The organism is Parcubacteria group bacterium (assembly GCA_016181765.1).
GTDB lineage: Bacteria > Patescibacteriota > Patescibacteriia > UBA2169 > UBA2169 > CG10-46-32.
The window spans coordinates 271,122-281,315 of sequence record JACOYR010000004.1 but is presented as its reverse complement, the minus strand read 5'-3'; the positions used below and the strand labels follow the sequence as shown (position 1 = coordinate 281,315).

Here is a 10,194-nt window from a genome sequence, read left to right as displayed (position 1 = left end):
ATAAGAGCGACACGTTGATTTCTTTTATTTTTTTCAATCCCTTATCATTGGTGATAAATTTCTCGGCCCCGAAATCAATAGCCGTGGCCACGTGAATGGCATCCACAGTCCTTATGTTGTGCCGTGCGCACAAATCCGACGCCAATTCAACCACTGATTCATTCATATTCTTGATGACCAAGTTGGGAAAACTCCCCAGATACTCACGATATTGGCGGGCCAAATCAAAACGCCCTTGTTTTTTTGGGCCGGTCAACAGTTCAACCATGCCAATACTCGCGATGACGGCTGGCACGCTTCCTTGTTCCACGGCTTCCAGAGCGCGTTTTGCTCTTGACCAATACTCTCGATTGCCTTCCAAAAGGTAAATAAAAACAACCGAATCAATGCCGATTATTTCTTCCATAGCGTGCGGTCGGCCCGCATGTCTTTGATATATTTGTCCGCGCCGCCGAGCGATTCCCACACCTCCTTGCCAAGTCCGGATAAGGCTTCCACATAGCTCTTTGGCTGTTTAACCAACACAGCCCGATTGTCATCAAGCGGGTAGAGCGCCACAGACGCGCCTGCCTTGAGTTTCATGCGTTCGCGTATTGCCTTGGGTATCACAATTTGGTGCTTGCTGGAGAGTGTGGTTGCCATAGAGTTGTTGTTAGTTATTTTTCTTTACTTTATAGCAAAAGTAAAGGGGCGTCAAGCGTTTATTTTTTCTCATATTTGGCAGGCTTCTTCAGTATTAAAGCTGGCCTTATCATCTATCTCAAGATATTCAAACAGCGTGGTCTTGGCTGGATCCAGGCCGTGCTTCGCGCAGACGCCGTTGAACCAGTCCTTTTTTTCAGGGTTAGTGGAATAGGAATAGTCAGTATTGAAGGCCTCGGACCAGGCTTGAATCTCTTCATCAGTTTTGGGAAGGCCATGGCTTTTTACCCAGTCCACAATCTCATCATCAGTATGGCCTTGGGCGATGTAGTCTTTTAATTCCGCGCCAATAATGCCCTTGAATTTAAACAAGACGTTATCGTTAGAGCAATCAAATTTATATTCGCCGTTTGTGCCAGCTAACAGGGCGCGGCACTTATCAATGGCGCGGGGGAGAATGGCAAATCCGCCGAGCCGCTCTTTGGGACTGCGCGGCGGACATTTGGTCAGGTCTTTGGCAATAATACTAGTCATAGATTATTTTAATTACGTGTCCACGATAACTTTAAACCCGCCGCAGGCCACACGCTTCATATCAAACGGCATGTTCTTAATGTGTATGTGTTTTTAGGCATACACTTTACAAAACTTGGCCTTAACGATGGGGGCAACCTGCCCAGCAGCACGGACGGCGCATGCCGCTTGCAAGCTTTGAGAGCGCCTTGTTGATTCTGATGTTTCTTGTTTCCGCTTTTTTTCCTGAAGTAACCCAGCAGATCCATTTGTTGCGGGCGAGCGGCGTAATATCCTCCCATGCCGTTTTTGCCGCAGGGGAAGAAGTAATGGCTTTTCGCACATCCGCGGGCACGGTGTGCACCATCCCGGCTGAAATTACTTTTTTAGGCATACGTATTTCCTAACTGGCGGAGAGGGTGGGATTCGAACCCACGGAGACCTTGCGGCCTCTCTGGTTTTCAAGACCAGCTCCTTAAACCACTCAGACACCTCTCCTGATTATATTATTTTTAGTTTTTCGGCCAGAGGCCGACCAGCCTTTGGCTGGCAAGGCTGCCGCATTAGACTACTCTGCCATCTCTCCGCGTATATAGTAAAATATCACTTTAGAGCGCTTTTGTCCATTTTGGTATTGATTTTTTCAGTGATTCTGGTATGCTTTTTCTGTTAGTCGTTTTACGCGGTTTTCGCCGCGGGGACGTAGCTCAGTTGGTTAGAGCGCTGCCCTGTCACGGCAGAAGTCGCCGGTTCGAGTCCGGTCGTCCCCGCCATCAATAACAAAAAACAATATGGATTTTCTCAAACAGTTTGACGTTAAAACATCCACCATCTTCAAGGTGGCGGGTTTGGCGCTGGTGCTTTTGATTCTACTAGCACTCATGTTCCGCGTGGTTGGTTCCTCGTTTACCGCGCTGAACCGCGGCGGAGTCCCGCAGGAAGCGTACTATGGAACCGGGGGCGTTGATTTTGACAGGGCCATATCCAAAGAGAGCCTCTCGGCGCGCAACGGCATTGTGCCTCCTCCGCTACCCGAGTCTCCGGCAGGGGATGATGCCGAAGCGTTTGAGGTGACGGACTACTATGCCACGGTCCAGACCCGCAAGCTGGATGAAACGTGCTCCGCGGTTTCCGATCTCAAAGAGTTTGACTACGTCATTTTTGAGAACTCAAATGAGTATGACCAGGGGTGCTCCTACTCGTTCAAGGTCAAAAACGACCATGTGGAAGAAATCCTTGGGCTCATCAACAACCTGAATCCGGAAAACCTGACCCAGAACACGTACACCATCAAGCGCCAGATAGACGATTACACGAGCGAGGTGGAGGTGCTGGAAAAGAAGCGCGATTCCATTGACGAGACGCTCGCGAACGCGGTGTCCGCGTACGATGAAATTTCCGCGCTTGCAACGGCAGCGCGCGACGTTGAGAGTTTGGCAAAAATTATTGATTCAAAAATCAATCTCATTGAGCGTTTGACCCAGGAGCGCATTAACATCAACGAGCAGCTGGACCGCTTGGAGCGCTCCAAGGAAGAGCAGTTGGACAGGCTTGCGTACACGTTTTTCAATATAAGCATCTACGAGAGCAAGTACGTGGACGGAAAAGAGATCAAGGATTCCTGGAAACAGGCTGTCCAGCAGTTTGTGCGCGACCTCAACGACATCCTACAGGACGTTACCATCAATCTGGTGAACATTGGATTGCGGGTTGCCCAGTTCGTGATTTACTTCTTCATCCTTTTGCTTGCGGCCAAGTACGGCTTTAGAGCGGCCAAGTACCTCTGGATGAGGTAGGAGCATCGTCTGCCAGTCCGGAAAAAATACCGCCCCAAAGGGCGGTATTTTTGCACAGGCGTGTCTACGCCAACATAGACCGGACTTAATCTTTGTGGTATAATAGCCGTGATTATATCAAAATAGAGTAACAGATATGAGTAAAAAAACGCTTACCACACTGGGCGCTCTGGCCGTTCTTCTTGTTGTGGCCGGATTTGGCTACTGGTATTACCTAAAACCAGAAGCAGCAAGCCCGGTAGAACAGGCCGGCAGTGCAGTGGAAAATTTAAGTGAACAGGCAAGCCAGGGGGTGCTGCCGACCATTGATCCCGGGTCCAACCCCATGGAAGACGCACCCGACGTCAATCCCGTTTCTAAAACCAACCCGTTTTCCAACATAAAAACTAATCCATTCAACTAGCTCGTATGAAAAGGTACCTTTTTACCCTTGCCTTTGTTGGCGCGCTCGGCGCGTTGAGTGTCGGGGCTGCGGTCGTCTTTGCCGCAGACGTCAGCTATCCCGTGCGCGAACTCGGCAACTGCGCGAGCCAGGCAGGGTGCAAGACGTACTGCGACAGCCCGTCGCACGCCGAGGCCTGCCTGGATTTTGCCGAGGCGAACAGCATGATGTCAATCGCGGAGATCCAGACGGCGCGCAAATTTTTGAAGGCCGACTCCGGGCCCGGCGGGTGCACCGGCAAAGATTCCTGCGAATCCTACTGCGATTCGGTTGACCATATTGACGAGTGCGTGTCGTTCGCCGAAGAGAACGACTTGATGCCTCCAAAAGAGCTCGCTGAAGCCAAAAAAATCCAGGCCGCGCGTGCGCGCGGGGTAAAGATGCCCGCGTGCGGCAGCAAGAAGCAGTGCGATTCGTACTGCTCGCAAGCTGACCACATGGAGGAGTGCATCTCCTTTGCCCAAGAGGCCGGTTTTTTGCCGGAGGATGAGCTGGAAGAAGCAAAAAAGGTGCTCGCCGCCATAAAAGCGGGAGCCAAACCCCCGCCCTGCAACGGCAGAGAGGCGTGCGATGCTTACTGTTCAGAGGAAGAGCACTTTGATTCGTGCCTTGACTTTGCGCTGGCTGCCGGGTTCATGGATCCCAAAGACGCGGAGATGGCCAAGAAAACGCGCGGCAAGGGGCCGGGCGGGTGCCGCGGCAAGGAGCAGTGCGAAGCATTCTGCCAGCAAGACGGAAACATGGCCGCGTGCGCAGAGTTCGCATACGAGAACGGCATGATGACTAAAGAGGAGTTTGAAATGATGAAGAAGACCGGGGGCAAGGGCCCGGGCGATTGCCGCGGCAAGGATGAGTGCGAAAATTTCTGCAAGAATCCGGCTAACCAGGAAACCTGCATGCAATTCGCCAGAGAGAACGGCATGATGTCGGAAGAGGATGCGCAGCGCATGGAAGAGGGGAAGCAGCAGTTCAGGAGCGCCATGCAGAGCATGCCGCCGGAAGTATACTCTTGTTTGGAGTCTTTAATCGGCGCAGACACCGTGGCCAAGTTCAAGAGCGGGGAAGCGATGCCGCCTCAAGAAATAGGTGATGTGATGCGCGAGTGCTTTGGAAAGAATATGCAAGCCAACATGCCGCCAGATAGCGGAGAGCAGGGAATGCCGCAAGGAGCAGGGGGCCCGGGCGGGTGCAGAAGCCCGGAAGAGTGCCAGGCGTATTGCCAGTCAAATCCCGAAGCGTGCGCAGGTTTTGGGCCTCCCCAGGATTCACCCATGGGCGAACCAATGAGTACGCCTCCCGAGGGCATGCCGCGCGGTCCCGGGCCAGAGGCGTACGGGATGCCGCCTGAAGGGATGCGTGATGCGCTGCCCCCCGAAGGAATGATGCCTCCCGGCAGCGAGTCATTCGGGCCGCCGAGCGGAGCGTGGGGGCCGCCAGAAGGCCAATCATTCGGACCGCCGCCTGGAACATCAGGACCGCCGGAAGGCGAGTCTTTTGGTCCGCCAAGCGGAGAGTCAGGGCCGCCTCCGGAAGCATTGGCTCCGCCGCAGTCAGCCGAGCCTTCTGAACCAGCGCCCTCTGAACCGGCAGCGCCGCCTTCAGGGGAGTGATCGTTGAATACCAAAACACCCTGCAGATTCCTGCGGGGTGTTGTTAATCTCGTTTACTTTGATGCAGCTTTCACGATTTCAGCGAACAGCGCTGGCTCGTGCTCTGCGATGCCAGCCAGTATCTTGCGGTCAACCTCAATCTTATTCTTCTTGAGGGAGCCTGCGAGCGTGCTGTAGATGGTGTTGTTCGCGCGCGCTGCGGCATTGATCTTGATGTGCCACAGGGCGCGGGCAGTGCGCTTTTTGACCCGGCGGTCGCGGTGGCTGTGGGCGCCTGCCTTAGTGACTGCGGTCTTGGCAATCTTAATCAGTTTTTTGCGGCCCCACTTAAAACCCTTGGTCTTCTCAAGGATGTTCCGGCGGCGCTTGGAATGCATCATGCCGCGTTTGACTCTAGGCATATGGCATCAGAGTTTTAATCATCTTGGAGCTTGCCGTAGTAAGGACTATGTCCCTGCGCTTGTTCATTTTGGTGTTGCCGCGTTCGCGCGCGTTAAAGTGGTCCTGGCCCGCGGCCCGCTTGAGCTGCTTGCCGGTCTTGGTGGTGAGGATGCGCTTGGACGCTGATTTTCGGGTTTTGAGCTTTGGCATGCGTCAGCCGCGCGCTTCAGCTTTCGTATTCGGCCTGTGCCCGAATACTCCAGCTTACGCCCGCGTCTTCCTTATCAGTTTTGCTCTTAACCCTCGCTTCGCTCGGGCCCAAGCGCAAAACTGCAAATACATCAAATATAAATACCACCCCATGCTACCAGAAAGAGAGGGGAGTGTCAATGGTTATGATTTTTTAGCGACCACCATGTTCAGCCGGCCGCCCTGCTTGGTGAACGGCTGCTCAATCACCACGCCTTCTCCAAGGCTCCGGGCGAAGGTTTCCATGGTGGTTTTTGCCTCTTCCACGTACGCTTTTTCGCGGCCGCGCAAGACCACGTCAATTTTTACCTTGTTGCCCTGGTTCAGGAATTTTTCGGCCTGGCGGTACTTGGTTTCCAGGTCATGGTCGCTGATGCGGAACGAGATGCGGACCGCCTTGATCCCCACCTTTTTTTGGCGAGCCTTTTGCTTGGAGCGGGTTTTTTCCTGCTCGTACTGGAACTGGCCGAAGTTGAGGATTTTGCAGATGGGCGGCTCTGCCTTGGGTTGGACCTCCACCAGGTCAAATCCGCGCTCCCGCGCGGTTTCAAGCGCGGCGCGCGTATCCATTTCGCCAAGATTCTTTCCATTCTCGTCAATAACTAGTATCCTTAGCGCGCGGATGCGTTCGTTCGCGCGAAAACGCGCAGGCGCCTGGCGGGCCATTCGTTTCCGGTAGAATGATGGTGATCGTCTTTGCATGGTACAATGATGGTGGAGGTGGCGGGCTATTCTCCCGCGTGAAAATGCGCTTCTTGCATTCGTCTACAATCGTAGCCTGTTTAGCGTATTCGCCGCGCGCACTCTAAACGGGCAAAACATGCGCGCGACTATCCTCTAAGGCTTTACCGGAGCTTGAGGCGCGCTCCGGCTGCGTCCTGAAGTATGGCGCCGTGATCACTCCATTCAGGCCTAGAGCGGCGGCGGTTGCAAGCGTTAGGCTACAACTGGCGCAAAGCTCGGAACTGCGAACGCTCGCGCGAGCGCAGTCGTTACTCTGCTGACAATGCTGTTTGCATTTGTGTGGTTGCTTGAGGTATTTGCGTCACATCAAGCAGTGACGGATTGCGAAATGGCAATGGGCGCATCTTGCGACTTTTAACACCCCCTTGGTGCGAGGCAAGGTTAAAAATACCGCATTTGGAACAAAATGTCAAGATTTGAGCTTTCTGCCAATGTCCCGTTCTATGTCCCGTTTTTTTATCTGCTCCCGCTTTTCGTACTGCTTTTTGCCGCGCGCCAGGCCAAGCTCAAGCTTAATGAGCCCTGATTTTGAGTATATTGACAGAGGCACCAAGGATAGGCGCTTTTCTTTGAGCTTGCCGATAAGGGTTGCGATCTCTTTTTTATTCAGCAAAAGCGGCCGGGAGCGCGCCGGGTCATAGCCAGCCTGGACGCTTGCCGCCGGCTTATAGGCTTGAATGTGCGCCCCAACCAAGGAAAGCCGCCCGCTTGCGGGATTCAGGGACGCGTATGAGCCCTGGAGCTTGATGTGCCCCGCTTTTATTGACTTGACTTCCGGACCCGTAAGTTTCATACCAGCCTCATAGGTGTCCAAAATTTCGTATTCCGCGTATGTTTGCCTGTTTTTTGCGAGTAGTTTTCCAACCATGTACCACCAGTATAACCCAGATTGTTGACATTTCAAAAGGCGGGGCTGTACAATGAATCAATCAACAAGCATTAATTCTTAAGGAGAGCATCACATGGCAGAACCAACAGCACCATCCACAGAGGAAACAAAATCGCGCTCAACGCCCAAGGCGGCATTCCCGCGAGAGCCGCGGCCGGGCGGGGGATCTCAGTCGTTCGGCATTTTTCTATTAGCCATCGTTGTAGTCGCGGCCGGGTTCTTTTGGATGAAGCAGACCAACCAGAGCTCGTACGGCGAAGAGTGGCAGGCCGTGTTCCTTACGAACGGCCAGGTGTACTTCGGCCAGGTCAAAAAGCAGAACAGAGTTGAGCTGGTGCTCAAAGAGATTTACTACCTTCAAGTAACGCGCCCCTTGCAGCAGACCGCGGAAGGGGAGGAGCAGGCAAACCCCCAGGGCGAACTCTCGCTCGTGAAACTCGGCAACGAGCTGCACGGGCCGACTGACGCCATGGTCATCAACCGCGACCACGTGCTGTTCGTAGAAGACCTCAAAGAAGATTCCAACGTGGCGCAGGCTATTGCCAACTACAAGGCGGGGCAGTAGGCGTTTTTTGGGAGGATGTGCCAATAGGTACTCATATGGCGCTTGATATTGCGAAATTCGGCAGAAAACCGTACCAGAAACTTGAGCAACCGGAGGCACGAGATGCCTCCGGTGTTCATATCCGCCGCTATTTCAGCGGTTTGTTTGGGCGCCTTTTGGCGGTGTTCTCTTCGGGCGGCGCGTTTTTGACGCTTGCGTGGGTATGGGATGCGGGTGCGGCTCCGGGATTTGGGAGGAGCGCCGCGTGGCTCATCTTCTCGGGCGCGATTTTTGTCGTGTTTTGTTGGCGCGCACTCCTCTCGCGTGAACTTGCGGAACGCGCCGTGAGCCCCGCGCAGTACCGCACGGTTGCGTTGCTTGCTGTTTCCGCGGTTGGGGTTTTCGGCATTGGCTCGTTCGCGAGGCTCGGTCTTTGGGGAGCTTTGGGATTTTCTACGGCTTCTCCGCAGCTTTCTTTCCTTGGTGCGGCTCTGGGCCTATCCTGGCTTTTTGCCATTCTATACGGCCTGGCCACGGTGCGGGCGATAAAGCAGCTCCTGGTGAGCATATTTTTGGGTTCAACCGTGCTTGCCGGTTACCTTATGTACACGCTCGTGTTTGCCGGAGGGTACTCGGCCGTCCCCTGGGTGCAGCCGCAGGGAGTACTCCTCGTCTTTGCGGCGGCGGTGTTTCTGATGGTTGCGTTTGCCATATTCCAGAAGCGTTCTGTCAAGCTCCTGTGGAGCGCAAGCATTGTGCTCCACCTTGCGGTGCTCTTTGCCTGGGACGCGCCAAGCGCGTGGCTCGTGCTCATTGCCGGCATTTCAGCGCTCCTCGCGTTCCAGATGCTCTACTCAAAAAAACTCTGGCAGCGCAACTTCATCTACCCTTTGCAGGTGTGGGCGCTTTCGGCATTCTTTCTCATCATTCCGGTCAAAACCTTTACTTCCGTTAATGTGCCGCGCGATTCAGTGCTTACCTTTGCAGCTTCCCGCGGAGCAGTTTCAGAGCAGGGATTCAGCTGGTTCGGGCAGGGGCTCGGCAGATCGGATGAGTACGCGCTTGTCTCCAATGTTTCATTTGATGATTTCGGGACCCTGGATGGCGGGAATATTCCGGTTGTCGGGCATGGGTATGTGCAGGCGTACCTTGAATCCGGCATCCTCGGCGTTCTCGCGCTCGTGGCGCTCCTTGCGGCTCCGCTCCTGTTCGGGATCCGGTTTTGGCGCGCCAATATGCGGGCGTTCAAAGAGGGAACCATGTCCGAGGGCGCGTACCTGGGAGCCATTGCGCTTCTTGCGCTCGCGCTCCTTGCGGTTGGGCTCTGGTTTTTCCCATTTTCGTTTTTAACGAACTGGATGGGCATGCTGCTTGCGGGCTCTGCCATGGTGCTTATGCACGCCGGCAGCCGGGGGCCGGAAGAAGCCAAACAGCCCGCACCCGCGGCAAGCCGCAGTACCCGCGGGCTGCAGTATCCGTTGCGGTTGGCAGTTGCGCTTATTACAGTTGCCTACGTTGTGTTTTTCGTTTTCCAGGTGCGTGCCGTGGCTGCCGCGGGCGCTGCCCGCGCCGCGGCGAACCAGGCGGATGCGCAAGCGCGCGCGGGCGAGTGGCAGCGCATCGTGGACCGTGCGCCCTGGAATCCCGACTACCGGCTCGCGGAGGCGGCAACACTTGTTGACCTGCTCGCGGCTCCGCTTTCCATAGACGCCCAGCGCGCGGCCCTTGAGCGCATCACCTCCGTATTGAGCAGCCAGACGCGCGAGTCAGGCGATCCCATCGCGCACTGGCGCGCCGCTCGGCTGTACGGCCGGCTTGAGGCGTACGCAGAAGGTTCGGCTTTGCTCGGCCGCGAAGAGTACCAGAAAGCCCAGGCCCTCTGGCCCGAGAACGTTGCCCTGCCGGTCGCTTTGTCCGAATTTTACCGGAATTCAATTGACGCGCTCTCTTCCGGCCGCATATCAGCGGCCCAGCTGCGCGTGGAAGCGCGCGACGGCCTTGTGCGCTCGCTTGAGATTGCTCCGGACTATCTGCCCGCGCGCCTTGAGCACGCATTTCTTGTGGAGCAAGAGGAAGGCATTGCCGCAGCGCTTACGGAGCTTGAGCCGTGGGAAGACGCGAGCCCGCAGATCGCGTACCACGTGGCGAGGCTTTACCTCAACGACGGCAGCCTGGAGCAGGCCGTTGATAAGCTGGTTGTGGTCATCAACCAAGTCCCCAACCACTCAAACGCGCACTATTCACTGGGGGTTGCGTACTTTCGGCTCGGCAGGTACCAGGAGTCTTTGGACGAGTTTAGCGCTGTTTTGGAGCTGAACCCGGAAAGCTCCGACGTGCAGGCCAAGATAGAGCAGGTGCGGGAAAAATTGGGGGAGTGACATTAT

The 10,194-nt window shown here is 55.1% G+C and carries 13 protein-coding genes, 2 tRNA genes and 1 other RNA gene; 6 read left to right on the top strand and 10 right to left on the bottom strand.

Features of this window, described 5'->3' with window-relative positions; translation table 11 throughout:
• The 5 genes from HYT31_03955 to HYT31_03935 form a co-directional block, all read right to left on the bottom strand.
• Positions 1-406 (bottom strand): PIN domain-containing protein (locus tag HYT31_03955; GenBank protein ID MBI2050934.1); only part of this gene is annotated, 406 nt, incomplete at its 3' end.
• A complete protein-coding gene (locus HYT31_03950) occupies positions 394-642 on the bottom strand; it encodes an AbrB/MazE/SpoVT family DNA-binding domain-containing protein (protein ID MBI2050933.1) in 249 nt (82 codons plus the stop codon). The genes HYT31_03955 and HYT31_03950, both read right to left, overlap by 13 nt.
• Before the next feature lie 69 nt (positions 643-711).
• Positions 712-1,176 (bottom strand): DUF5069 domain-containing protein, encoded by a 465-nt coding sequence (locus tag HYT31_03945; protein MBI2050932.1) that lies wholly within the window; start codon positions 1,174-1,176, stop codon positions 712-714.
• A gap of 121 nt (positions 1,177-1,297) precedes the next feature.
• A complete protein-coding gene (locus tag HYT31_03940; protein ID MBI2050931.1) occupies positions 1,298-1,549 on the bottom strand; it encodes a YdeI/OmpD-associated family protein in 252 nt (83 codons plus the stop codon).
• A 14-nt stretch (positions 1,550-1,563) separates the two neighbouring features.
• Positions 1,564-1,653, bottom strand: a tRNA-Ser gene (locus HYT31_03935).
• Between the two features lie 198 nt (positions 1,654-1,851).
• Between HYT31_03935 and HYT31_03930 the strand changes: the two genes are divergently transcribed.
• The 4 genes from HYT31_03930 (at position 1,852) to HYT31_03915 (ending at position 5,003) form a co-directional block, all read left to right on the top strand.
• Positions 1,852-1,928 (top strand) — tRNA-Asp (locus HYT31_03930).
• An 18-nt stretch (positions 1,929-1,946) separates the two neighbouring features.
• Complete coding sequence (locus HYT31_03925; GenBank protein ID MBI2050930.1) at positions 1,947-2,951, top strand: hypothetical protein; 1,005 nt, start codon at positions 1,947-1,949, stop codon at positions 2,949-2,951.
• 136 nt (positions 2,952-3,087) lie between these two features.
• Positions 3,088-3,354, top strand: coding sequence for a hypothetical protein (locus HYT31_03920; protein ID MBI2050929.1), 267 nt, complete (start codon positions 3,088-3,090; stop codon positions 3,352-3,354).
• Positions 3,355-3,359: 5 nt separating this feature from the next.
• Complete coding sequence (locus tag HYT31_03915; protein MBI2050928.1) at positions 3,360-5,003, top strand: hypothetical protein; 1,644 nt, start codon at positions 3,360-3,362, stop codon at positions 5,001-5,003.
• Between the two features lie 53 nt (positions 5,004-5,056).
• Here HYT31_03915 and rplT read toward each other — a convergent pair whose 3' ends face one another.
• From rplT to smpB, 5 genes are all read right to left on the bottom strand, one after another.
• Positions 5,057-5,404 carry a 50S ribosomal protein L20 gene (gene rplT / locus HYT31_03910; GenBank protein MBI2050927.1) on the bottom strand — a complete coding sequence of 116 codons (348 nt, stop codon included), beginning with the start codon at positions 5,402-5,404 and terminating at the stop codon, positions 5,057-5,059.
• Positions 5,397-5,594, bottom strand: coding sequence for a 50S ribosomal protein L35 (locus HYT31_03905; protein ID MBI2050926.1), 198 nt, complete (start codon positions 5,592-5,594; stop codon positions 5,397-5,399). The genes rplT and HYT31_03905 overlap by 8 nt, the downstream gene beginning before the upstream one ends.
• A 183-nt stretch (positions 5,595-5,777) precedes the next feature.
• Positions 5,778-6,335, bottom strand: a complete 558-nt coding sequence (locus HYT31_03900) for a translation initiation factor IF-3 (GenBank protein MBI2050925.1) — start codon at positions 6,333-6,335, stop codon at positions 5,778-5,780.
• 10 nt (positions 6,336-6,345) lie between these two features.
• Positions 6,346-6,742, bottom strand: a transfer-messenger RNA (tmRNA) gene (gene ssrA, locus HYT31_03895).
• Between the two features lie 44 nt (positions 6,743-6,786).
• Positions 6,787-7,245 (bottom strand): SsrA-binding protein SmpB, encoded by a 459-nt coding sequence (gene smpB / locus HYT31_03890; GenBank protein MBI2050924.1) that lies wholly within the window; start codon positions 7,243-7,245, stop codon positions 6,787-6,789.
• A 94-nt stretch (positions 7,246-7,339) separates the two neighbouring features.
• Here smpB and HYT31_03885 point away from each other — a divergent pair, with 94 nt between their 5' ends.
• Together HYT31_03885 and HYT31_03880 are read left to right on the top strand one after the other, a co-directional pair.
• Positions 7,340-7,831: a hypothetical protein gene (locus HYT31_03885; protein ID MBI2050923.1), complete on the top strand. Its 492-nt coding sequence runs from the start codon at positions 7,340-7,342 to the stop codon at positions 7,829-7,831.
• Positions 7,832-7,866: 35 nt separating this feature from the next.
• Positions 7,867-10,188 (top strand): tetratricopeptide repeat protein, encoded by a 2,322-nt coding sequence (locus tag HYT31_03880; protein ID MBI2050922.1) that lies wholly within the window; start codon positions 7,867-7,869, stop codon positions 10,186-10,188.
• Positions 10,189-10,194: the final 6 nt, after the last annotated feature.

Bases quoted from the DNA above. Each gene is read 5' to 3' on its own strand.
- HYT31_03950 (MBI2050933.1), bottom strand. From the start codon at position 642: ATGGCAACCACACTCTCCAGCAAGCACCAAATTGTGATACCCAAGGCA.
- HYT31_03945 (MBI2050932.1), bottom strand. From the start codon at position 1,176: ATGACTAGTATTATTGCCAAAGACCTGACCAAATGTCCGCCGCGCAGT.
- HYT31_03940 (MBI2050931.1), bottom strand. From the start codon at position 1,549: ATGCCTAAAAAAGTAATTTCAGCCGGGATGGTGCACACCGTGCCCGCG.
- HYT31_03925 (MBI2050930.1), top strand. From the start codon at position 1,947: ATGGATTTTCTCAAACAGTTTGACGTTAAAACATCCACCATCTTCAAG.
- HYT31_03920 (MBI2050929.1), top strand. From the start codon at position 3,088: ATGAGTAAAAAAACGCTTACCACACTGGGCGCTCTGGCCGTTCTTCTT.
- HYT31_03915 (MBI2050928.1), top strand. From the start codon at position 3,360: ATGAAAAGGTACCTTTTTACCCTTGCCTTTGTTGGCGCGCTCGGCGCG.
- rplT (MBI2050927.1), bottom strand. From the start codon at position 5,404: ATGCCTAGAGTCAAACGCGGCATGATGCATTCCAAGCGCCGCCGGAAC.
- HYT31_03905 (MBI2050926.1), bottom strand. From the start codon at position 5,594: ATGCCAAAGCTCAAAACCCGAAAATCAGCGTCCAAGCGCATCCTCACC.
- HYT31_03900 (MBI2050925.1), bottom strand. From the start codon at position 6,335: ATGCAAAGACGATCACCATCATTCTACCGGAAACGAATGGCCCGCCAG.
- smpB (MBI2050924.1), bottom strand. From the start codon at position 7,245: ATGGTTGGAAAACTACTCGCAAAAAACAGGCAAACATACGCGGAATAC.
- HYT31_03885 (MBI2050923.1), top strand. From the start codon at position 7,340: ATGGCAGAACCAACAGCACCATCCACAGAGGAAACAAAATCGCGCTCA.
- HYT31_03880 (MBI2050922.1), top strand. From the start codon at position 7,867: ATGGCGCTTGATATTGCGAAATTCGGCAGAAAACCGTACCAGAAACTT.